Origin of the sequence: Qipengyuania sp. (assembly GCF_964227205.1) — a bacterium.
Classification (GTDB): Bacteria; Pseudomonadota; Alphaproteobacteria; order Sphingomonadales; family Sphingomonadaceae; genus Qipengyuania.
Map to the genome: position 1 here is coordinate 1 of NZ_CAXQVB010000007.1, position 21,798 is coordinate 21,798.

Consider the following 21,798-nt stretch of genomic DNA (forward strand, 5'->3'; position numbering starts at 1 on the left):
CTCCCGGCCACCCACGGCACTGTATCTTATGGGTGGCCGGGAGGGGGAGCGGGACGGAACAGCAAGGACCGGACGGATGTCCGGTCCGCACCCGACAAAAACGCCGGGTGGAGGAGTGGGCCGGTGCCGGGCGCGCAAGCGCCTTCACAACAGGAATGCGCGCGAGCAAATCAAAGGCCACTCGCATATTCGCGCAGCATATGTTTCGCGATCTGGAGCTGGAGGATCTGCGTCGTGCCCTCGTAGATGCGGTAGATGCGCGCGTCGCGGAAGAAGCGTTCGGCATCGTATTCGGCGAGATAGCCTGCGCCACCGTAGATCTGCACCACGCGGTCGACGACGCGGCCGCACATCTCGGAAGCGAAGACCTTGAACGCGGCGGCGTGCTTGACCGTGTTCTCGCCCCTGTCGACGCGTGCGGTGACGTCGGCCATCATCGCCTCGGCGGCGTAGATCTCGGTCCAGCTGTCGGCCAGCATCGCCTGGATCAGCTGGAAATTGGCGATCGGTTCACCGAAGGCCTGCCGCTCGTTGGCATATTTGATCGCGCTGTCGAGCGCGCGGCGGGCATAGCCCGTGCTCGCCGCGCCGACCGAGATGCGGCCGTTGTCGAGGCTCATCATCGCGAAGCGGAAGCCCTTGCCGGTCTCGCCGCCGAGCAGCGCCTCGCCCGGCACATGCACGTCGTCGAGCATCACGTCCGAGATATGGCTGCCCGACTGGCCCATCTTCTCGTCGGGGCTGCCGGTCGACACGCCCGGCGTCTCCATCGGCACGATGAAGGCGCTGACATGCGCGTTCTTGGGCAGCGCATCCTTCTCGGTGCGCGCCATGATCAGGCCGACATCGGCATGCGGGGCATTGGTGATGTAGCGCTTGGTCCCATTGAGGATCCAGCCGTTGCCATCGGGATCGGGCCGTGCAGTGGTCGCCATGGCGGCGCTGTCGCTGCCCGAACCGGGCTCGGTCAGGCCGAAGCAGGCGATTGCGCCCTCGGCGATTTTCGGCCACCACTCCGCCTTCTGCCCGTCTGTGCCGCCGTTCTTGATCGCCGAATTGAACATGCCGACATTGATCGAGAAGATCGAGCGGTATGCGGGCGCGGCATAGGCCATGGTCTTCACGACCTTGGCGTACTGCGTCGTGTTGAGGCCGGCGCCGCCGAATTCTTCCGGAACGGTCAGGCCGAACAGCCCCATTTCCTTCATTTCCTCGACGATCTCGTCGGGGATCTTGTCGTCGGCGATGACCTGCTTTTCCGCCGGGATCAACCGTTCGCGGACATAGCGCTCGAGCTGTTCGAGGAACTGGTCGAAAACATCGGCGTCCATGCCCGGGTTCACGGCGTCGCTCATTGCGGAAGCTCCATCTTTTCCGGCCCGCCCGATTCGCGTGGCGCGGGATCGGCGGGATCGGCGACCGCAGCGGGCGTGGACGAATCGCCGTCCTCGACCGGAACGACCCCGTCGGGCAGCCGCCGCGATTCGATCATCTCGGCGGCATCGTCTAGCGCGGCCGCCTCGCTCTGGCTGACCGCACCGATCGGCTCGTCCGCCTCCTGGTTGCCGGAGCATGCGGACAGCGCGGCGAGCGCGGCGACAAGGGGCGCGAGTCGGATCATGCGGCGCAAATTAGGCGCAGCCGCGCGTCACGCAAAGGACGCTACGGCGCGGCTGTGTGCGGGCGGGCGCGGGGCCCGCCCGAAATCCGCTCAGTTGCCTGCGTCTTCGCTCATCGCATCCATGGCGGCCGCCGCGGTATCGGCGGCCTTGTCGCCGGCTTCCTGGATCTGGGCCTGTTCGCTCGGCGACATGTCTTCCCTGGCGACCGGTTCGGCATTGGCTTGAGGATCTTCGACCGGCATTGCCTCGACATCGCTCAGCGCCTCGTCGGCGGGCATTTCGACGGTGTCGGCCTCGGCTTCGGTGGAGGCGTCTTCAGTGCTGCCGCAGGCGGCAAGCGCGAGCGTGGCGGCAGCAGTCAGGGCGATACGAAAGTTCATGGGTCTTCTCTCCGGATGGGGTGGGTTGCGCAGGGGATAAAGCGCAAGCGCGGGGCCGGGGGCAAGGGAAAATCGCCTCGCGCCGGTTGAACCCGCGCCGCCATCTGGCATCAGGCGGGCATGGATGCGATCGCGGGTGTACACCAGTCCCTCAAGGACGTCTTCGGCTTCGACGGGTTCCGTGGACGGCAGGAGGCGGTCGTCGCGCGCGTGCTCGAAGGACGCTCGACACTTGCGGTGATGCCGACCGGGGCGGGCAAGTCGCTGACCTACCAATTACCCGCAGTCATGCTGCCCGGCACCTGCGTGGTGGTGAGCCCGCTGATCGCACTGATGCACGACCAGCTGCGCAGCGCGCGCGCGAATGGCATCCGCGCGGCGACGCTGACCAGCGTCGATGCCGACTGGCGCGAAACGCAGGACGCGTTCCGGGCAGGCGAGTTGGACCTCCTCTATGTCGCGCCCGAGCGCGCCAGCCAGCCTGCCTTCCGCGAGTTTCTTTCCGCCGCACCGCTGTGCCTCTTCGCGGTGGACGAGGCGCATTGCGTCTCCGAATGGGGGCATGATTTCCGTCCCGACTACCGCCTGCTGCGCGGGTTGATGGATGCCTTCCCGCACGTGCCGCGGCTTGCGCTGACCGCCACCGCCGATCGCCAGACGCGCGCCGACGTGATGGCGCAGCTCGGCATTCCCGAGGACGGGCTCGTGCTTGCCGGCTTCGACCGTCCCAATATCCGCTATGCGATCCGCCACCGCGACAATCCGGTGCGCCAGCTGACCGGTCTGATGGCGAGCGAACCGGGCCCGGGGATCGTTTATGCGCCGACGCGGCGCAAGGTCGAGGATCTGGCCGAGAAGCTTGCCGCGGCGACCGGTCGGCCGGTGCTGCCCTATCATGCGGGGCTCGATGCCGATCTGCGCGCGGCCAACCAGGCCGGTTTCGTCGCCAGCGAAGACATGGTGATCGTCGCCACGGTCGCCTTCGGCATGGGCATCGACAAGCCGGACGTTCGCTTTGTCGCGCATGTCGGCGTGCCCAAGTCGATCGAGGGTTATTACCAGGAGACCGGCCGCGCGGGGCGCGACGGCGACCCGGCGCAGGCAGTGATGTTCTGGGGCGCAGGCGATTTCGTCACCGCGCGCCAGCGGCTCGCCGAGGTCGACGAGGCGCGCCGCAATGCCGAACGCGCGCGGCTCGACGCGCTTGCGGGCTTGGTCGAGACCGCCGAATGCCGCCGCGCGGTGCTGCTCAGGCATTTCGGGGAAGAGCCGCCGCAGGCCTGCGGGAATTGCGACAACTGCCTCGAACAGCCGAGCGTGACCGATGTTACCGAACTCGCGCGCAAGCTGCTCTCGGCGGTCTACCGCACGGGGCAGAGCTTCGGGATGGGTCATTTGCAGAAGGTGCTGACCGGCAGCGCGGACGAGCGCGTGCGCCAGCGCGGCCACGACACCTTGAGCGTTTTCGGCATCGTCGAGGGCGAGGAGGCGCGCCTGCTCCAGCCGCTCTCGCGGGCATTGCAGGCGCGCGGCGATCTGGTGGCGACCGAGCATGGCGGGCTCGCGCTGGGCGGGTCGGCGCGGTCGATCCTCAAGGGCGAGAGCGGCGTCGAGATCGTCGTCCCGCCCAAGCGCCAGCGGGGGCGCGGGCGGCGCGGCGATGCAACGCCCAACCCGGTCGGAGACCCGCTGTTCGAGGCGTTGCGGGGACTGCGCAAGGAGCTCGCCGAGGAGGGGCAGGTGCCGCCCTATGTCATCTTTCACGATTCGACCCTGCGCGAAATGGCCGCCCACCGCCCCGCAACGCTCGCACAATTGGCTCAACTGCCGGGCGTGGGGGCGAAAAAGCTCGAGGCCTATGGCGAGCGCTTCCTGATGGAGATCGCCCGCCATTGACGGTAGCCGCCGGCTGATATAAATATGATATCATAATTATATCGAAGGAGCGATTCGTCATGTCGGTCGAACTCAAGGGAATGAACACCAGCACCGAGCGCGCCGGGTCGAGCTTCAGCGGCTACCCGGTGCTCGCGCTGATCCTCGTCCTGCTGGCTCTGATGGTGTGGAACGTCGCGGGCAGCCTGCCGCCCTACGACGCGACCAAGGCGGAGAAGCTGACCTTTGCCGGCCTGCTGGTGGGGCCGCTGCTCGTGCTGGGTTTCCTCGCCGCCGGCTTCTTCATGATCCAGCCCAATCAGGCCGTCGTGCTGACGCTGTTCGGCGCCTATCGCGGGACCGAGCGGCGCGAGGGGCTGCGCTGGGTGTGGCCATGGATGGGCAAGGCCAAGATCTCGGTCCGCGCGCACAACATCCATTCCGAACGAGTCAAGATCAACGACCTGCGGGGAAATCCGATCGAGATCGCCTGCAACGTCGTCTGGCGCGTCGCCGACACCGCGCAGGCGAGCTTCGACGTCGACGATTACAAGGAGTTCGTGAACATCCAGATCGAGGCCGGCCTGCGCACCGTGGGATCGCGCCATCCCTATGACGATTTCGAGGGCGAGGAGGTGACGCTGCGCGGCAGCGCCGAGGTCATCAACCGCGAGCTGCTGGAGGAACTGAACGACCGGCTCAGGGTCGCCGGCATCCTCGTCGACGAGGCGGGCCTCACCCATCTCGCCTATGCCAGCGAAATCGCCAGCGCGATGCTCAAGCGCCAGCAGGCCGATGCGATCATCGCGGCGCGCGCCAAGATCGTGCTGGGTGCGGTCGGCATGGTCGAGGATGCGCTGACCAAGCTGGCGCAGGACGACATCGTCGACCTCGACGACGAGCGCCGCGCGGCGATGGTTTCCAACCTGATGGTGGTGCTGTGCGGCGACAAGGAAGCGCATCCGGTCGTCAACACCGGCACGCTCTACTGAACGAAGTCCCGCGCGGTCCGGCATGAGCAAGAAGAAGGCCTTCGCCCTGCGGCTCGATTCGGCGGTCCACGCCGCGATCGAGCGGCTGGCCGCGGCCGAATTGCGCAGCGCCAATGCGCAGATCGAAATGCTCCTGCGCGAAGCGCTCGCCCAGCGCGGGATCGAAGTGCCCGCATCGCGTCCGCCCCGCCGGGGTCGACCCAGAAAGGACGATTGAGATGACTGCGTCGCGGTTGTTTTTCGCCGCCGGCCCCTTGGCTGTCGACGGCCTCGACGGATCAGCACAGGAGACAGGCGAATGAGCAGTTCGAACGACCGCGCGTGGTTCGCCGCCAAGCGGTTTGGCTATGGCGCAGGGTGGCCGATCGCGTGGCAGGGCTGGGTCCTGCTCGCCCTCTACATGGCCGTGATGCTGGCCCCGGCGCCGCTGATCGAGTGGGATCCGATCATCGGTACCGGCGTGGCGATATGCATCTGGTTCGTCGCGACGATCGCCGTGATCGTCATCGCCAAGCGCAAGACGCGCGGCGGCTGGCGTTGGCGCGACGGCGAAGACGACTAGCGCGGGCCGGCAGCGCGTTATCCCGATATTAACCATGCCGATCTATCCCGCTGCTATGGACTCGCCTTTCGCCCAGCCCGCATCACGCCTGCCGCGCTGGCTCCTCGCCGCGGTCGGGGCCGTCGCAGTCAGCGCCATTCCGCTCGCCGCCCTGCTCGCACAGGGCCACGGGCCGGCCAGCTTCACCGTCGCCGAAACCGGGCGCGGCTACGGCTCGCTGCAGGACGCAGTCGATGCGATCGGCGATCGCGAGGGCACCGTGGTGATCGCTTCGGGCAATTGGAACCAGTGCGCCGTGCAGCAGGCCGGCGTGGTCCATTTCCGCGCCGCCGAACCAGGCAAGGCGCTACTCGGCGGCAAGGCCTGCGAAGGCAAGGCCGCGCTGGTCCTGCGCGGACGCGGCGCGAGCGTCGAGGGGCTCGTCTTCGCCGATCTGGCAGTCGATGACGGCAATGGCGCGGGCATCCGCCTGGAACGCGGGCCGCTGCGCGTCTCGCAGAGCTGGTTCCGCGACAGCCAGCAGGGCATCATGACCACCAATGGCGTCGACAGCGAACTGGTGGTCGACAAGTCGACCTTCACCCGCCTCGGCACCTGCGAGAACTCTGCCGGCTGCGCGCATTCGATCTATGCCGGCGATTATGGCCGCGTTACCGTGACCCGCAGCCGCTTCGAACAGGGCACCGGCGGGCATTACCTCAAATCGCGCGCGGCGCGTATCGTGGTCGAAGATTGCAGCTTCGACGATGCCAACGGCCACGGCACCAACTATCTCATCGACCTGCCCAATGGCGGCAGCGGCGCGATTCGCGGCAACTGGTTCGTCCAGGGGCGCGACAAGGATAATTGGTCGGCCATGATCGCGATCGGCGCAGAAGGCGCACGCTACACCTCCGACGGGCTGGTGATCGCCGACAACGACGCGCGGCTCGTGCCCGGCCTTGCGCGCAGCCCGGCCTTCGTCGCCGACTGGACCGGCGATACGCTGGTCTTCGGCAACAACACGCTCGGACCGGGCGTCCGCCGGTTCGAGCGTCGCTAGGCGCCGAGCGCGCTCAGCCGAACGCCCGCGCGTAGGATACGACACCGCTCGGCGGCTCGCCATCGAGTACGAGCCGCTGGAAATACTCGGGCGGCGGTCCGGGATAGCGCAGCGCCGGATCCGCTTCGAAACCGAAGCGCGCATAATAGGCCGGGTCGCCCAGCAGCACGATTCCCCGCGCGCCCCGCACCCGCAGATCGACAATTCCGCGCTTCACCAGCGCCGAGCCGATGCCCCGACCATGCAATTCGGGCCAGACGCTGACGGGTCCCAGCCCGAACCAGCCCTCGCTGCCATCGGAGAGCGTCACTGGCGAAAAGGCGATATGGCCGACGATCTGTTCGGCATCCTCGGCCACCAGCGAGAGCGCGAGGTCGCCATCGGCACGCAGGCGGTCGACCAGCTGCGCCTCGTCGCCGTCGCTGAAGGGCATGTTGCGGAAGGCCGCCTCGGTCAGCGCGGATATGGTCGCCGCGTCGCCCGGCGCTTCGGGGCGGATCGTCGCTGCGATCACAGGAGGTGGCCGGAACGGTCGCGCTTGGTGCCGAGATAGCGGGCGTTGTGCGGATTGTCGGGCAGCGTGTGCGGCACGCGTTCGGCGACCGAGACGCCCTCGGCCTCGAGCGCGGACACCTTGGCCGGGTTGTTGGTCATCAGGCGGATCGCCTTGATCCCGAGCAACTCGAGCATGCGTGCGGCGGTGGGAAAGTCGCGCGCCTCGTCGGGCAGGCCGAGCCTCGTGTTGGCATCGACCGTATCGTAGCCCTGATCCTGCAGGCGATAGGCGCGCAGCTTGTTGATCAGTCCGATCCCGCGCCCTTCCTGACGCAGGTAGAGCAGCACGCCCCAACCGCCCCTGTCGGCCTCTTCGGCCATGGCATGAAGCGCGGCGTCGAGCTGCGGCCCGCAATCGCATTTGAGGCTGCCGAGAATATCGCCGGTAAGGCATTCCGAATGCAGCCGCACCAGCGGGGCGCGGTCGGAGGACTGTTCGCCGATGACCAGCGCGACATGCTCGCGCGTGTCGTCGGGGCTGCGGAAGGCGACGATCCGCGCATCCTCGGCCGCGGATACCGGCAGCCGCGCGCGCGATGCGATCTGCAACCGCCGGGCATCGGCATAGGCCGCGACGTCGGTGGCGGTGAGCGCAACCGCCTCGCCGGCGCCCTGCGGATCGACGAGGAAGGCCGGGAGCACGCCCGCGAGGCGCGCGAGTTCGAGCGCGGCACGCGCCTGCTCTTCCCATGCGAGCGCGAGCGCCTTGAACGGACCCTTCATGGGATGCGCCATGTCGAGCGCGGGGTCGGCCACCGCCAGCGCGGCGGAGAGATCGAACCGCTCGGCTGCGCGCATCAGCACCGGCTGGCGCGGTGCGGCGGCTTCGATCTGGTTGATGAGCTTCAATGTCGCCGCGCGCGTTGCCGAAATCAGCATCGCTTCGCCCGACAGATCGCCGAACGCGGTCTCGACCGGCTGGAGCAGCGGTGCGCCCGCGATGGCGAGCGGCCAGCCATGGCGCAGCGCGTCTACCGCCTGCGCCGCACGGCGGGAGGCGCTCGGCTCGCTCAGAGCGTGAACTCCGTCACCAGCGGGACGTGGTCGGACGGCTTTTCCCAGTCGCGGGCATATTCGTGAACCGAATGCCCGATCGCCTGCCGCGCGAGCTCGGGGCTCGCCCACATATGGTCGAGCCGGCGGCCGCGGTCGTTCGCTTTCCAGTCCTTCGCGCGGTAGCTCCACCAGCTGTAATAGCGTTCGGGCGCCTTGATGTGCTCGCGCCCGATGTCGGCCCAGCCGTGCGCATCCATGAACCGCTGGAGGCTCTCGACCTCGACCGGCGTGTGGCTGACTACCTTGAGCAATTGCTTGTGGTTCCACACGTCGCTTTCGAGCGGCGCGATGTTGAAATCGCCGACGATCAGCGTCGGGCGGTCGACCGCATCGGCCCAGCGGGTCATCCGCTCGAGGAAGTCGAGCTTCTGGCCGAATTTGGGATTGACCTCGCGGTCGGGCTCGTCACCGCCGGCGGGAACATAGACGTTCTCGACGATCATTCCCTGGTGCTCGGTCAGCTCGACGCCGACATGGCGCGCCTCGCCATTGTCCTGCCAGTCGTGGCGCGAGAACTCCTTCAGCGGGGTCTTCGAAACGGTGGCGACGCCGTGATAGCCCTTCTGCCCGTGGACCGCGATATGCTCGTAGCCGAGCGCGCGGAATGCCTCGTAGGGGAACTGGTGCTCCTGGCACTTGATCTCCTGCAGGCACAACACGTCGGGCGCCTGTTCGGTGAGAAAGCGCTCGACGATCGGCATGCGCAGGCGGACGGAATTGATGTTCCAGGTAGCGATAGAAACCATGCCGAGCGGGTTAGGTGAGCGCCCCCGCTCCCGCAAGCGTCATACTTCCTTCGCACACCGCGCTGATATAGGGCGGCGCCACGAACCAGCCGGGAGAGCCTTTATGACCATCCGCACGATCTTCCTCGCCACCACCACCGCGGCCGCACTGGCGCTGGGGGGCTGCACCACCGTCAGCGCGCAGGATGTGCCGGCCACCGTCGCCGCACCCGCCCCGGCGCCGGCCAGGGCGAAGAACGTGATCCTCTTCATCGGCGACGGCATGGGCGTCTCCACCGTTACCGCAGCGCGGATCTATGCCGGGCAGAAGCTGGGGCACACCGGCGAGGAATATGTCCTCCCGTTCGAGACCTTCGAGCATCTCGCGCTGGTCAAGACCTACAATGTCAACGCGCAGGTGCCCGACAGCGCGGGGACGGCCAGTGCGATGAACACCGGGGTGAAGACCAATATAGGAATGCTCGGCTACGCGCCCAAGGCGCATCATGGCGACTGCGCTTCGGGCAGGGGGCACGAACTGCCGCTGGTCAGCGAAGAGGCGCGCGCCAACGGCAAGGCGCTCGGCATCGTCAGCACCGCACGCATCACCCATGCCACCCCGGCAGCGGTCTATGCCCGCAGCGTCAATCGCGACTGGGAAGGCGATTCGGCGATTCCGGAAGACCAGCGCGGGCTCGGCTGCAGCGATATCGCCCGCCAGCTCGTTGCCACCCCCTTCGACGTCGCGCTCGGCGGTGGCAGTGTCGCCTTCTTCGGCAGGGACAAGGGCGGACGCAGGCTCGACGATGGTGCCGATCTTCCGGCGGCCTGGGCCGCGGCGACCGGCGGGACCTATGTCACCAGCGCCGCCCAGATGGCGGCGGCCCCGGCCGGCAAGCCGGTGCTCGGGCTCTTCTCGCCGAGCCACATGACCTACATGGTCGACCGCAAGCCCGACACTGGCGAACCGACGCTGACCGCGATGACTCGGGCAGCGATCGGGCGGCTCGCAAGCGATCCCGACGGCTATTACCTGATGGTCGAAAGCGGGCGCATCGATCATGGCCACCATGCCGGGCAAGCCGGCTATGCGCTGGAGGAAGCGGTCGAATTCGCCCGCGCGATCCAGTGGGCGATCGACAACACCGACCCCGAAGAAACGCTGATCCTGGTGACCGCCGACCACAGCCACGTCTTCACCATCGCCGGCTATCCGCGGCGCGGCAACGACATCCTCGGGCTGGTGGTCCCGCCCGATGGCGGCGGCGAGGACGGCGATGCCGCCGAAGGCCCGACGCTTGCCGCCGACGGCAAGCCCTATACCACGCTCGGCTACGCCAATGGGCCGGGCGCGGTGAAGCCTGATGCCGAGGGTGGTCGTCCGGTGCCCGAGACCGGCGTGCACGCGCACCAGCAGTCGCTCGTTCCGACCGGTTCGGAAACGCATGCCGGCGAGGACGTGGCGCTCTATGCCAATGGCCCGGGGGCGGAAAACGTGCGCGGGGTGATGGAGCAGAACCTGATCTACGATGTGATCAGGAAGGCGTTTGGCTGGGCAGACTGAAGAACCCGGCGTTCGGGTTCGGGGATCTGAAGAACTGTAGTGCGTGCGGTCGGGACATTTGTCCCCGACATTGCGGCGGCACTCGCCCGGCTTACCCCCCCAGCACAAAAAACCCCCGCGCCGGGGGCATTGGCGCGGGGGTTTCCTGTGAGCGTTCGTCACGCTTGGAACGAGAAGAACCAGGTCGAGGGGGTCAACAGGGGGGAAACCCTCCTCGTGTCGTCTCGCAAGCTGGAGAATAAGGCGGCGGCGATTGCTGTTCTATGAACGCCCCCTTGCGAACCAACGCATGGATCGCTCCACTCGCCGCCGAGCCGTTCAGCCCGGGCGACGGGACGACCGGCGCGGGTCGCGGAAGGTGAACGCGCTGTCGGCCACCGCCACGCCATAGCGCTGGTTGGCGAGCCGCACGGTGGTGCGGTGGTTCTGCGAATCGAGCGCCACCCAGTGGGTGAGGCGCAGGCCGCCTGGTGCGGAGGCATCGCGCGCGAAGATCAGCGTGATCACGCCGAATTCGGGACGCTGCGTGTCGCGCACCTCGACGCTGACGACATCGGGATGGCTGGTCGGCACGAGGCGGCCGTATTTCTTCACGTCGCGGCTGGGATCGAGCAGCGCGCCTAGCGGCGAGTTCTTGATCGGCCAGCGCTGGACCTGGTTGACCTCGTAGTCGACCATGTACATCGACTTGCCGTTCGAGACGACGAGCATGGGCACGCCCTTCTCGTACTCGAAACGGATCTTGCCGGGGCGCTTCAGCGTCATCACGCCGCGCACGGTCTGGCCGTTGCGGTCGGTCTGGACGAAATCGGCCTTCATCGTGGCGATCCCGCGCAGTGCGGCGACCGCTTTGTCGAGATCGCCCTCGGCGGCTTCGACAGGCGCGGGGGCGAGGATGGCGGATGCGGGAAGCGCCGCAGCCAGCCCAAGGGCCAGCGCGGCGCGGATCGGGGTGTTCTTTTTCGAAGACAAGGTGCTCATGCTCCTGCGATTAGGGTCGGAGCATTGAACCATCACTGAACCCGGCTCGTTCCCGCGGTTCAGCTTGATAGCAGCTTACTTGATCTTGGCTTCCTTGAACTCGACGTGCTTGCGCGCGACGGGATCGTACTTGCGGAAGGTGAACTTTTCCGTGTGGTTACGCGGATTCTTCTTGGTCACGTAATAGAAGCCCGTTCCTTCGGTCGAGACGAGCTTGATCTTGACGGTTGCGGGCTTCGCCATGGCGTGTTCCTAAAGATCTGAAAGGGGCCGCTGGGCCCGAAAAAACAAGGGCGGCGCGCACAGCACCGCCGTTCCGGCGCGCCCTTTGTGTGATTCACCGGCAAAAGTCAAGCATTCTACCAGTCGACCTTGCCGCGCTTGGCCTTGACCTCGCCGCGTACCTTTTTGGCCTTCAATCGCTTGACCTTGCCGACGCGGTTGACGCGGCTCTTCTTGCGCTTGCGCGGCGGGGTGAGCGCGTCGGTGAGCAGCGCCAGCAGCCGTTCGCGCGCCGCTTCGCGATTCTGCTCCTGCGTGCGGTATTCGTTCGCGGTGAGGACGATTTCGCCGCCCTTGGTGAGCTTGCTGCCGGCGATCTCCCTGAGTCGCTCGAACGCTTCGGGCGGGAGGCCGAGCTGGAACACGTCCACGCGCAGCTGGACGGCGGTAGCGACCTTGTTGACGTTCTGACCGCCGGGGCCCGAGGAAGCGATGAATTTCTCCTCGGCGATTTCAAGGGCCCTGTCGGCGATGCGCCCCATTCAGACCGGGCCGTCCACGAAGCCGAGCGCCGCGAAATCCTGCGGCAGCGGCGCGCTGGCGGCGATCGGCGGCTTGCCCTCGCGGGGGACGCTGAGCGCGGCCGCGTGGAGCATGGTGCGCGGCGCACCCTTTCCATCGCCATAGACTGGGTCGCCGAGCAGCGGCAGGCCGAGCCCGGCCTGGCAATGGACGCGAATCTGGTGCGTGCGGCCGGTTTCGGGACGGAATTCGACCAGCGCTTTGCCGTCCACCTCCGAAAGCACGCGCCAGTGGGTGATCGAGGGCTTGCCCTTCTTCGCCGCGATCATCCGCCAGCCCTTGCCCGCGCTGCTGATCTTGGAAAGCGACAGCTCGATCGTCCCTTCGGCAGATTCGGGCACGCCCGCGAGCACGCCGAGATAGCGTTTTGCGACCAGCCGATCCTCGAAGCTCTTCGAAAAGCGCTTCAGCGCCTTGGGATTGCGCGCCAGCAGCAGGCAGCCGCTGGTGTCGGTATCGATCCGGTGGACGGGTACGGGCGCGCGCTGGAAACCCAGTTTCAGTTCCTCGAAATGGTCCTCGAGGCAGGGCCCGCCGCGGCGCGGGCGCTCGACCGGGAGGCCGGCGGGCTTGTCGATGATCAGCGCCTCGCCGTCTTCGAACAGGATCGGTATCTGGGTCATTCGGCAAGCCTCGCATCGATCATCAGGCGCAGCGCATTGCCGAGGAAGAAGCCCTTTTCCAAGTCCTCGATTCGCAATTCGGCTTCGCGCGCGCGCCCTTCGTCGAGCAGCGTCCGGCGGAAGACGCCGGGCAGCAGGCCGAGGCACGCCGGCGGGGTGAGCAGCACGCCATCCTCGCCGCGCACGAAGATATTGGTCACGCTGCCCTCGGTCAGCAACCCGTCCTCGCGCACGAACAGCGCTTCCTGAGCGCCGTGATCGCGGGCGATGCGCTGCGCCTCGTCGTAGAAGCCGCGATCGGTGGTCTTGTGCCGCAGGCGCCAGTCGCCCGCATCGACCGGCAGCGGCAGGACGATGCAGCGCGCGGGCTGCGGCCAGGGGTCGGGCATGTCCTGCACTTCGAGCGCGAGCGCACCCGAACGCGCCGCGAGCAAGCGCACCCGGCTCGGCTTTTCGAGCACGAAGCACAGCGCATGGAGCTGGTTGCGCGCCTCGTGCCGGTCGAAGGACAGGCCCAGCGCCGCCGCGCTCGCCTTCATCCGCTCGAGATGCGTCTCGAGGAAGGGAATGCCGCCCTCGGGGGTGAAGCGCATGGTCTCGATCAGGTCGAACTGCGCTGCGCGATGGTCGGGCGAACTGGTGCGGGTGAAGGCGCCCTTGAGCAGCGCCTCGCGCCATTCGCTGCGCGGTTCGCTGTCGGCGACGATCGCGCCGCCCACGCCGAGCACCGCCTTGCCGCGGGCGTTTTCGATCTCGGTCAGGCGCAGCGTGCGGATGGCGACGTTGAAGGCGGCATCGCCATCGGCGCCGATGCGCCCGATCGCCCCGCAATAGGGGCCGCGCGGATCGCGCTCGACCGCGCCGATCAATTCCATCGCGCGGATCTTGGGCGCGCCGGTGATCGAACCGCAGGGGAACAGCGCCCGGACGAGGTCGACCGCGTCCGCGCCCTCTTTCAGCCGCGCGCGCACCACGCTGACCATCTGGTGGACGGTGGGATAGCTCTCGACCGCGAACGGCTCGTCGACGCGCACGCTGCCGGCCTCGGCGACGCGTGCGAGATCGTTGCGCATCAGGTCAACGATCATCAGGTTCTCGGCCTTGTCCTTGACCGAACCGGCGAGTTCCTCCGCCAGCGCGCGGTCGGACGCCGCGTCGCCGCCGCGCGGGCGCGTGCCCTTCATCGGCTTGGCCTTGGCCTCGCGGCCCTTGAGCGAAACGAACAGCTCGGGGCTGAGGCTCAGCAGCCAGTGCGACCCGTCGAAGATGACCCCACCGTAGCCCGCCTGCGCGGCAGGGCGCAGCGCGGCATAGAGGCCCAGCGGATCGCCGGTGAAATTGCCCGCCAACGGAAACGTGAGGTTCGCCTGGTAGATGTCGCCTGCGCGGATCGCCTCTTGCAGCGTTTCGAAGGCTTTCGCATAGCCGCCGGGCGAGATCTGCGGGTCGAGCGGACCGACGCTGCCGCCGCCTTGCGCATGCGTCGCGAGCCATTCGGGCATCTGCTCTGCGGCGATGCGGCTGGGCGTATCGAACAGGCCGAGCCACACGAGTGGCCCCGCGCCGCCGCTGCGCGCCCCGGCCAGCGGCTGCAGCCGCTCTTCCAGCGCGAGCCCGGCTTCATAGGCGATATACCCCGCCAGTTCGCCGCCCGCCAGGCGTGCCGCTTCGGCGGCGGCGAGGACCGATTCGACCTGTTCGGGGCGGTGCGCGACGAAGACCTCGTGCGGGTTCTCGAACAGCAAGCCATCCGCAGCGCCGCTTTCGCGCGCATCGTCGAGCAGGACAAAGGGATGCCGTTCCGCCATCGGTGCCAGCCTTTACCGCCTGTCGCGCGCCTGTCGAGGGATTGCTTGACCGCGCCCACAAGCCTGCGCCACACCCCCGCGACTTGCGGGCAGCGGGAGCGGAATGCGGATGAGCGAAATTTTCCTCGGACTGGGTGCCAATGGCGAGCGCCAGCACCTCAGGCTGGGCCAGGCCAATCGCCACGGATTGATCGCTGGCGCCACCGGCACGGGCAAGACGGTGACGCTGCAGGGCCTTGCGGAGAGTTTCTCCGCCGCCGGGGTCCCGGTCTTCGTCGCCGATGTGAAGGGCGACCTTGCCGGCATCTCGATGGCCGGATCGCCGCAGTTCAAGCATGCCGACAAGCTCGAGGGGCGTGCGCGCGAGCTGGGCATGGACGACTATGCCTATGCCGACAACGCCGCGGTCTTTTGGGATCTTTATGGCGAGCAGGGCTTCCCGATCCGCACCACGATTTCCGAAATGGGCCCGCTGCTGCTCGCCCGGCTGCTCGACTTGAACGAGACGCAGGAGGGCGTGCTCAACATCGTCTTCCGCTATGCCGACGAGAACAACCTGCTTCTGCTCGACCTCGGCGACCTGCAGGCTATGCTCACCTTCGCCTATGACAATGCCTCGGACCTTTCGGGCAAATACGGCAATGTGTCGAAGGCCAGCGTGGGCGCGATCCAGCGCCAGCTGCTGAGCTTCGAAAGCCAGGGCGCCGACCTGTTTTTCGGCGAGCCCGCGCTCGAGATCGACGATTTCCTAAAGGTGGACGACCAGGGGCGCGGGGTGATCAACGTGCTCGCCGCCGACCGGCTGATGCGTGGGCCGAAGCTCTATGCGACATTCCTGCTGTGGCTGCTTGCCGAGCTGTTCGAGAGCCTGCCCGAGGTGGGCGACCCGGAAAAGCCCAAGCTGGTTTTCTTCTTCGACGAAGCGCACCTCTTGTTCGACGATGCCCCCGAAGCGCTGGAGGACAAGGTCGAACAGGTCGTGCGGCTGATTCGTTCGAAGGGGGTGGGGGTCTATTTCGTCACCCAGAACCCGATCGACATTCCCGAGAAGATCGCCGGGCAACTGGGCAACCGCGTGCAGCACGCCCTGCGCGCCTTCACCCCGCGCGACCAGCGCGCGATCAAGGCGGCGGCGGAAACCTTCCGCATCAACCCCGATCTCGACGTGGCGCAGGCGATCACCGAATTGAAGGTGGGCGAGGCGCTGGTCTCGACGCTCGACGAGGATGGCGCGCCCACCGTGGTCCAGCGCACGCTGATCAAGCCGCCGCGCTCGCGGCTGGGGCCGGTGACCGAGAAGGAGCGCAAGATCATCAATTCGGTGAGCGATCTCGACGGCAAATACGATACTGCGGTCGATCGCGAGAGCGCCGAGGAAGTGCTCGCGCAGAAGGCCGCCGATGCCGCCGCAACCGCCCAGGAGGTCGAGGCCAAGGGGCGCGAGGAAGTGGGCAAGCGCGAGCGCAAATCGACCACCTTGTGGGGCATCGACATTGGCAAGGCGGGCAAGAGCGCGATCAGGGCGGCGTCCGGATCGCTCGTCTCGATCGGCGTGGCAGCGGCGCTTGGCAAGAAGTCGAGTGCCGATCCGATCCGGACAGGCGCCAATGCCTTCGTGCGCAACATCATCGGCGGGCTGATGCGCTGAGCCTTCGATCGCGGCACCAGCCCGCACCCCCGCCAGGCCACTCATGACATCCTGATCGGGTGCGGGCCGCTACCGCTCGCTCGCTTACAAAGGAATACGGAATTCTGCGCGCAGGCCGCCCTCGGGGCGATTGGCGAGCACCAGCGTGCCGCCATGCTGCTCGGCCACCGCGCGCGCCAGCGTCAGGCCCAGTCCGGCGCCGCCGGTATCGCGATTGCGGCTCGCCTCGCCGCGCGTGAAGGGCTCGAGCATCGCGTCGATGCGGTCCGCGGGAATGCCGGGCCCGTCGTCGTCGACGCGGAGGATCGCCATGCCGTCGGCGTGCAGCACTTCGACCCGCGCCGTGCCGGCATAGCGCAGCGCATTGGTGATGAGGTTGCGCAACCCGCGCTTGAGCCAGGTGAGGTGGACCGGCGCCGCGAGGCGCCCCCGGGTCGCGAGCGTTACCGGGCGGCCCATATCTTCGAATTCCTCGACCACCGAAGTCGCGAGCGCGCCGAGTTCGGTCCTCTCAGCCGATGTGCCGTTGCGTCCGATGCGCGCGAGCGCGAGAATTTCGTCGAGCGTCTGCGTGATGTCTTCGATGCTCGCCGCCATCCGCGCGCGTGCGGCGTCGTCCTCGACGCTTTCGATGCGCACGCGCAGCGCGGCGAGCGGGGTCTTGAGATCATGCCCGATGGCACCGAGCATGACGTCCTTCTCGTCGAGCATCGTGACGATCCGCGCCTGCATCGCATTGTGCGCCTCGATCAGCTTGCGCACGTCGTCGGGCCCCGAGGCGGGCAGCGGCGGTTCGGCCGAACCCGATCCGGCAAAGCGCCGCGTGCGTTCGGCCAGTGCATGGAGCGGGCGGGTGATGCGGCGCAACACGACATAGAGCAGCCCGACGAGCACCGCGAAGAGGATCGCGGTCTGCAGCGCGAGCGTGCGCACCACGCCGCGATCGGGCGGGGGAACGGGCAGGCGCGCCACCTGCCAGACGTCGCTGCCCTGCTGGCGGAGCGCGACGACCATGAGGTCGCGCGGGAGGCGCGGCCGGGTATGCGCGAGTGCGCGTCCGATGCCGGGTTCGCTTGCCAGAGGCCGGACGGTGATGGCGAGGCTTTCCACCGCCATCCCCCGCGCTTCGAGCAGATTTGCCAGCACGGATTCGCGCCGCTCGTCGCGCGGAGCGTCGGCGGGCAGCGGAAAGGCGGCGGTCTCGCTGTAGCGGAAGCCGTGCGGAAGCCGCAGGCCGCCTTCTTCGGCGCGCAACCGGTGGCGCGGCAACATGTGAGCGCGCCGATGATGCTGGTTGCTGTTCCGCGCTCCGGTCAGCAACTGGAAGGCGGCGGCGTTCATGAAGGCGAGTTCGCGCCGCTCGTTGGCCGCGCGATAGAGCATGCCTGCCGAAATCGCCTGCGCGATCAGCAGCGCTGCGGCGAGCGCCAGCATCACCTGGCCGAGCAGGCTGCGCGGCCCGAGGCGCATCAGCCGTCGCCGTCGCGCGCCGCGCGGGTGACCTCGGCGCCGAACCGGTAGCCGCCACCGCGCACGGTCTGGATGAAATGCGGATTGCGGCTGTCGTTCTCGATCTTGCGGCGAAGGCGACTGACCTGGTTGTCGACCGCGCGGTCGAACAGATGCGCCTCGCGGCCCTGGACCAGGTCGAGCAGACGGTCGCGGTCGAGCACCTGGCGCGGATGGTCGCAGAATGCGCGCAGCATGCGGAATTCGGCGGTCGACAGCGGCACCAGCGCGCCTTCGGGATCGGTCAGCCGGCGTTTGAGCGGATCGAGCCGCCAGCCCTCGAATTCATAGGGTAGTTCTTCCGCAGGCGCGGGTGCGGGGCGCTCGGCGCGGCGCAGCACCGAGCGGATCCGCGCCACCAGTTCGCGCGGTTCAAAAGGCTTGGTGACATAGTCGTCGGCGCCGATTTCGAGCCCGATGATGCGATCCATCGCCTCGCCTTTGGCGGTCAGCAGGATGACCGGCAAGCGGCGCGCCTCGACCAGGTGGCGGCACAGCGAGAGCCCGTCCTCGCCCGGCATCATGATGTCGAGCAGGACGATGTCGGGCGTCTCGCGAGCGAGCAGCGTGCGCGCCGCGGCGGCGCTTTCGGCTTCCTGCACGGCGAACCCCTGGCGGGACAGATACTCCGCCAGGGGTTCGCGCAGCGTGCGCTCGTCGTCGACGAGCAGGATGGAAGTGGGGGCGGGGGTGGTCATGGTCTGTCTTCGTCCGGGCCTACCGCCCGCCCCGCTTCCGGATCAAGCGCCTACTGGTCGCGTCGCGTATCGCGCCGGGCCTTCCGCTCGGCGCGCATCGCGTCATGGGCGGCCTTGCGCTCGGCCTTGGTGATGCGCCCGTCGCCGTCGCTATCGACCTTGGCGAAATGGGCGGCGATCGCGGCGTCGAATTCGGCGCGGGTGACCGACTTGTCGCCATCGGCGTCGGCCATGCGCACCATCATGTGGCCGGGACCGCCCGCGCCGCCGTGCATGCCGCGGTGGCCGCGCTTGCCTTCACCGCGCCGACCGTGTTCGCCGCGCGCTTCGTGCATGGCCTTCATCTCAGCGGCCGAGAGACCGCCCGAGCCATCGGTATCCATCTTGGCGAAATGATCGGCCATGCGCTCGGCGCGGCGTTCGGCACGCGCCTCGCGGCGCTCTTCGTGGCGCTGCATGCGCGCTTCGCGCATGGTCTTCATTTCGGCCTGCGACAGCTCGCCGTCGCCATCGGTGTCGGCCTTGGCGAACATTCCGGCGGCGCGCGCCTCGCGGTCGGCGGCATCGATCACGCCGTCGCCATTGGCATCCATCCTGGCGAAGCCTTCGGCGGCCTGCGCGCGGATCTCGTCGAGCGTTACGACCCCGTCGCCATTGGCATCGGGATCGGGGTGCTCGCCATGATGGCGGGCGAGAGCGGCCGTGCCGGTCAGCGCGAGCGCCGCGGCGGAAAGGGTGAGGAATGTCCTGTTCATCTGCGTTTCTCCGAATGCTGGAGAGCTGCGACGGACCGGGGGTCTGAGGGGAAGTACAAACAGCCCGCCGCAGCTCGTGAGCCTCTTCTAGAGCGCCGATGTCGCACAACTATCCCGAACCGGGGTTGAATTGTAACGCTTTGCACCGGCAGGCGCAGATCGTTCAGCAGGACGCAAGCCGCCATTCACCCCGGCGCAAGGAAGGCCCGAGAGCTCACCCCTTGTCCATCACGAAGGCATTGAGCTTGTTGCCGTCCGGATCGCGGAAATAGGCAGCGTAGAACACCATGCCGTTCCCGTCCGGCTCGCCGCGCGGGCCGGGTTCGCCCTCGCAGCTGCCGCCATTGGCGAGCGCGATGTCGTAGAGCCGCTTCACCTGGTCGCGATCCTTCGCCTGCAGCGCGACCATCGTGCCGTTGCCGACGCTCGCTTCCTTGCCGTCGAACGGCTTGGTCGCGGCGATCCCGGCACCGCCGTCCATTTCGCCCCAGGCGATGAAGGTCTCGAACTCCATCATCCGCCCGACGCCCATCTCGGCGGCCAGCGGGTCGTAGAATCTGGCGGAACGCTCGAGGTCGTTGGACCCGAGGGTGACGTATCCGATCATGGCAATGCTCCTTGTTGGCGACTCGCGATCGCTCGCGACCCTGACGGAACATTACGGGAACATGGCGAAACCTACAAGGGCGCGCATTCGGCCTTCAGCCAGGCGAGGTCCTCGCCCTCGAGCTGCGGCGAGAGAATATCCCACACCTTGGCGTGATAATCGTTCCACCAGCCGATCTCGGCGGGCGAAAGCAGGTCCTTGTCGACCAGCCGGCGGTCGAGCGGGACGAAGGTCAGCGTCTCGAAGCCGAGATAGTCGCCCTCGCTCTCGATCCCGGCAGGGACGACGAGCACGAGATTCTCGATGCGGATGCCATAGGCGCCGGCCTTGTAATAGCCGGGTTCGTTCGAGAGGATCATGCCTTCGCGCAGCGGGGTCTCGGTGCCGGGGAAGGCGCCGCCGGGCTTCGAAATGCGCTGCGGCCCCTCGTGGACCGAAAGGAAGCTGCCGACACCGTGGCCGGTGCCGTGGCCGTAGTCGACTCCGCCGTTCCACAGATGCATGCGGGCCAGTGCGTCGAGCGCGCCACCGGTGGTGCGGTCGGGGAATTTCTGCATGTCGAGCTGGATATGGCCCTTGAGGACGCGCGTGTTGCGCTCGACCATTTCCGCCGTGGGCTCGCCCGGGCCGACCCACACGGTGCGGGTGATGTCGGTGGTGCCGTCGAGATACTGGCCGCCCGAATCGACGAGGTAGATCGAGGACGGTGGAATCGGAATATTGCTGTCCTCATCGACCTTGTAATGCGGCAGCGCGGCATGCGGGCCGGCGGCGCTGATCGTGTCGAAGCTGGCATCCTTGAGCACGCCCGAGGCTTCGCGGAATTCGCGCAGCTTGGCCGCAGCGGTCAGTTCGTCGATCCCGCCCTTGGGCGCCTCGATCGAAAGCCAGCGCAGGAAGCGCGCCACCGCCGCCCCGTCGCGCGCCTGTGCGTCGCGATGGCCCTGCTGTTCGGCTGCGTTCTTGATCGCCTTGGGCAGGACTGTCGGATCGTCGGTCCGCACGACCTTGGCGCCGCCTGCCGCGAGCGCGTGGAAGATGCCCGCCACCGCATGGTTCGGATCGACCGCCACGCTCTTCCCGGCAAGCTTCTCGAGCGCGGGGACGAATTCGTGGCGATCGCGCACGGTCACCGCATTGCCGAGATGCTGGATCAGTGCGGGCGTGACCTTTTCGGGCGCGATGAACAGCTCGGCGGTACCGTCGGCATGCGCGAGGACATAGGACAATGCGACGGGCGTGTTCTCGACGTCCTCGCCGCGGATGTTGAGCAGCCAGGCGACCGAATCGAGCGCGCTGATGACGGTCGCGTCATAGCCTTCGCGCTTGAGCCAGTCGGCCACCTCTGCGCGCTTGTCGGCGCTCGAGCGACCGGCGTGCTCGTCGGCATGGGGGACGGCCGGGGCGAGCGAGGCCTGCGGGCGGCCCTCCCAGATCGCGTCGATCGGATTGCCGTCGACCGGGACCAGTTCGATGCCCTTCTTGGCGAAAAGCTTCTCCGCATCCTCGGCCCAGCCGATGCCGTGGAGCCAGGCGTCGTAGCCGATCCTGGCCCCCTCGGGTGCGTGCTCTGCGATCCACTTCGCGGGCGAAGTGGCGGGAACGTTCTCGTAATCGTAGAGCTTGCCGTCGACCTGCTCACGCACCTGCACGGTGTAGCGGCCGTCGGTGAACATTGCCGCCCTGTCCTTGATCACCGCGGCGCTGCCCGCGCTGCCGCCGAAGCCCGTCAGCCACTTGAGCCGCTGGGCATAGGAGCCGACATATTCGCTCATATGCTCGTCGGAAATGGGGATGACGAAGCCGTCGAGCCCGCGCTTGCCCAGTTCCTTGCGCAATCCGTCGAGGCGGGCTTCATAGGTCTGCATCAGCATGGGCGGGGTATCCTTTGTATCCAGTGGTGGCGTCGGCTGCATCCCGGCGCTTGCGGCGCACCCCCTGCCATCTTAGATCGGGGCGCGCATAGTCATGCGCCCCACTTAGGCCCCTTGG

Annotated in this window: 23 protein-coding genes; 7 read left to right on the plus strand and 16 right to left on the minus strand. The window is 67.6% G+C overall.

The window, feature by feature from the left end; genetic code table 11:
• Window positions 1-170 precede the first annotated feature (170 nt).
• The 3 genes from ACEQZ0_RS14305 to ACEQZ0_RS14315 all read right to left on the minus strand — a co-directional run bounded on the left by ACEQZ0_RS14305 (window position 171) and on the right by ACEQZ0_RS14315 (window position 2,002).
• A complete protein-coding gene (locus tag ACEQZ0_RS14305) occupies window positions 171-1,355 on the minus strand; it encodes an acyl-CoA dehydrogenase family protein (protein ID WP_370191727.1) in 1,185 nt (394 codons plus the stop codon).
• Window positions 1,352-1,621 carry a hypothetical protein gene (locus tag ACEQZ0_RS14310; protein ID WP_370191728.1) on the minus strand — a complete coding sequence of 90 codons (270 nt, stop codon included), beginning with the start codon at window positions 1,619-1,621 and terminating at the stop codon, window positions 1,352-1,354. Before ACEQZ0_RS14310 ends, ACEQZ0_RS14305 begins: the two co-directional genes overlap by 4 nt.
• 90 nt (window positions 1,622-1,711) lie before the next feature.
• Window positions 1,712-2,002 carry a hypothetical protein gene (locus ACEQZ0_RS14315; protein ID WP_370191729.1) on the minus strand — a complete coding sequence of 97 codons (291 nt, stop codon included), beginning with the start codon at window positions 2,000-2,002 and terminating at the stop codon, window positions 1,712-1,714.
• Window positions 2,003-2,122: 120 nt separating this feature from the next.
• Here ACEQZ0_RS14315 and recQ point away from each other — a divergent pair, with 120 nt between their 5' ends.
• From recQ to ACEQZ0_RS14340, 5 genes are all read left to right on the plus strand, one after another.
• Entirely contained in the window at window positions 2,123-3,898 is a 1,776-nt protein-coding gene (gene recQ / locus ACEQZ0_RS14320) for a DNA helicase RecQ (protein ID WP_370191730.1), read from the plus strand.
• 59 nt (window positions 3,899-3,957) lie between these two features.
• Window positions 3,958-4,869 carry an SPFH domain-containing protein gene (locus ACEQZ0_RS14325; RefSeq protein ID WP_370191731.1) on the plus strand — a complete coding sequence of 304 codons (912 nt, stop codon included), beginning with the start codon at window positions 3,958-3,960 and terminating at the stop codon, window positions 4,867-4,869.
• 22 nt (window positions 4,870-4,891) lie between these two features.
• A complete protein-coding gene (locus tag ACEQZ0_RS14330; RefSeq protein WP_370191732.1) occupies window positions 4,892-5,086 on the plus strand; it encodes a toxin-antitoxin system HicB family antitoxin in 195 nt (64 codons plus the stop codon).
• A gap of 81 nt (window positions 5,087-5,167) precedes the next feature.
• Complete coding sequence (locus ACEQZ0_RS14335) at window positions 5,168-5,431, plus strand: hypothetical protein (protein ID WP_370191733.1); 264 nt, start codon at window positions 5,168-5,170, stop codon at window positions 5,429-5,431.
• A gap of 34 nt (window positions 5,432-5,465) precedes the next feature.
• Entirely contained in the window at window positions 5,466-6,473 is a 1,008-nt protein-coding gene (locus tag ACEQZ0_RS14340; protein ID WP_370191734.1) for a right-handed parallel beta-helix repeat-containing protein, read from the plus strand.
• Between the two features lie 13 nt (window positions 6,474-6,486).
• On the opposite strand, the gene ACEQZ0_RS14345 is transcribed toward ACEQZ0_RS14340, so the two are convergent.
• From ACEQZ0_RS14345 to xth, 3 genes are read right to left on the minus strand one after another with little or no spacing between them, the layout of a single operon-like run.
• Window positions 6,487-6,987: a GNAT family N-acetyltransferase gene (locus ACEQZ0_RS14345; RefSeq protein WP_370191735.1), complete on the minus strand. Its 501-nt coding sequence runs from the start codon at window positions 6,985-6,987 to the stop codon at window positions 6,487-6,489.
• Window positions 6,984-8,090 (minus strand): GTP cyclohydrolase II, encoded by a 1,107-nt coding sequence (gene ribA / locus ACEQZ0_RS14350; protein WP_370191789.1) that lies wholly within the window; start codon window positions 8,088-8,090, stop codon window positions 6,984-6,986. Before ribA ends, ACEQZ0_RS14345 begins: the two co-directional genes overlap by 4 nt.
• On the minus strand, window positions 8,039-8,830 hold the full coding sequence (gene xth / locus ACEQZ0_RS14355; RefSeq protein WP_370191736.1) for an exodeoxyribonuclease III: 792 nt from the start codon (window positions 8,828-8,830) through the stop codon (window positions 8,039-8,041). Before xth ends, ribA begins: the two co-directional genes overlap by 52 nt.
• 103 nt (window positions 8,831-8,933) lie before the next feature.
• Between xth and ACEQZ0_RS14360 the strand changes: the two genes are divergently transcribed.
• The gene (locus ACEQZ0_RS14360; RefSeq protein ID WP_370191737.1) at window positions 8,934-10,373 is read left to right on the plus strand and encodes an alkaline phosphatase; all 1,440 of its coding nucleotides are present in this window, start codon (window positions 8,934-8,936) and stop codon (window positions 10,371-10,373) included.
• Window positions 10,374-10,691: 318 nt separating this feature from the next.
• On the opposite strand, the gene ACEQZ0_RS14365 is transcribed toward ACEQZ0_RS14360, so the two are convergent.
• From ACEQZ0_RS14365 to pabB, 5 genes are all read right to left on the minus strand, one after another.
• On the minus strand, window positions 10,692-11,354 hold the full coding sequence (locus tag ACEQZ0_RS14365; protein ID WP_370191739.1) for an outer membrane lipoprotein carrier protein LolA: 663 nt from the start codon (window positions 11,352-11,354) through the stop codon (window positions 10,692-10,694).
• Window positions 11,355-11,429: 75 nt separating this feature from the next.
• Window positions 11,430-11,597 (minus strand): 50S ribosomal protein L33, encoded by a 168-nt coding sequence (gene rpmG / locus ACEQZ0_RS14370; RefSeq protein ID WP_103023992.1) that lies wholly within the window; start codon window positions 11,595-11,597, stop codon window positions 11,430-11,432.
• A gap of 116 nt (window positions 11,598-11,713) precedes the next feature.
• Window positions 11,714-12,118, minus strand: coding sequence for an alternative ribosome rescue aminoacyl-tRNA hydrolase ArfB (gene arfB / locus ACEQZ0_RS14375; protein ID WP_370191740.1), 405 nt, complete (start codon window positions 12,116-12,118; stop codon window positions 11,714-11,716).
• Window positions 12,119-12,781, minus strand: a complete 663-nt coding sequence (locus tag ACEQZ0_RS14380; protein WP_370191741.1) for an RluA family pseudouridine synthase — start codon at window positions 12,779-12,781, stop codon at window positions 12,119-12,121.
• Window positions 12,778-14,589: an aminodeoxychorismate synthase component I gene (pabB, locus tag ACEQZ0_RS14385; RefSeq protein ID WP_370191742.1), complete on the minus strand. Its 1,812-nt coding sequence runs from the start codon at window positions 14,587-14,589 to the stop codon at window positions 12,778-12,780. The genes ACEQZ0_RS14380 and pabB overlap by 4 nt, the downstream gene beginning before the upstream one ends.
• 109 nt (window positions 14,590-14,698) lie before the next feature.
• On the opposite strand from pabB, the gene ACEQZ0_RS14390 reads away from it, so the two are divergent.
• Window positions 14,699-16,237: a helicase HerA-like domain-containing protein gene (locus ACEQZ0_RS14390; protein ID WP_370191743.1), complete on the plus strand. Its 1,539-nt coding sequence runs from the start codon at window positions 14,699-14,701 to the stop codon at window positions 16,235-16,237.
• 84 nt (window positions 16,238-16,321) lie between these two features.
• On the opposite strand, the gene ACEQZ0_RS14395 is transcribed toward ACEQZ0_RS14390, so the two are convergent.
• The 5 genes from ACEQZ0_RS14395 to ACEQZ0_RS14415 all read right to left on the minus strand — a co-directional run bounded on the left by ACEQZ0_RS14395 (window position 16,322) and on the right by ACEQZ0_RS14415 (window position 21,680).
• Entirely contained in the window at window positions 16,322-17,707 is a 1,386-nt protein-coding gene (locus ACEQZ0_RS14395) for an ATP-binding protein (protein ID WP_370191745.1), read from the minus strand.
• Entirely contained in the window at window positions 17,707-18,444 is a 738-nt protein-coding gene (locus ACEQZ0_RS14400; protein WP_370191747.1) for a response regulator, read from the minus strand. The genes ACEQZ0_RS14395 and ACEQZ0_RS14400 overlap by 1 nt, the downstream gene beginning before the upstream one ends.
• Before the next feature lie 50 nt (window positions 18,445-18,494).
• Window positions 18,495-19,199 carry a hypothetical protein gene (locus ACEQZ0_RS14405; RefSeq protein WP_370191749.1) on the minus strand — a complete coding sequence of 235 codons (705 nt, stop codon included), beginning with the start codon at window positions 19,197-19,199 and terminating at the stop codon, window positions 18,495-18,497.
• Window positions 19,200-19,413: 214 nt separating this feature from the next.
• The gene (locus ACEQZ0_RS14410) at window positions 19,414-19,806 is read right to left on the minus strand and encodes a VOC family protein (RefSeq protein ID WP_370191750.1); all 393 of its coding nucleotides are present in this window, start codon (window positions 19,804-19,806) and stop codon (window positions 19,414-19,416) included.
• A gap of 71 nt (window positions 19,807-19,877) precedes the next feature.
• Window positions 19,878-21,680 (minus strand): aminopeptidase P family protein, encoded by a 1,803-nt coding sequence (locus ACEQZ0_RS14415; RefSeq protein WP_370191752.1) that lies wholly within the window; start codon window positions 21,678-21,680, stop codon window positions 19,878-19,880.
• Between the last annotated feature and the right edge of the window lie 118 nt (window positions 21,681-21,798).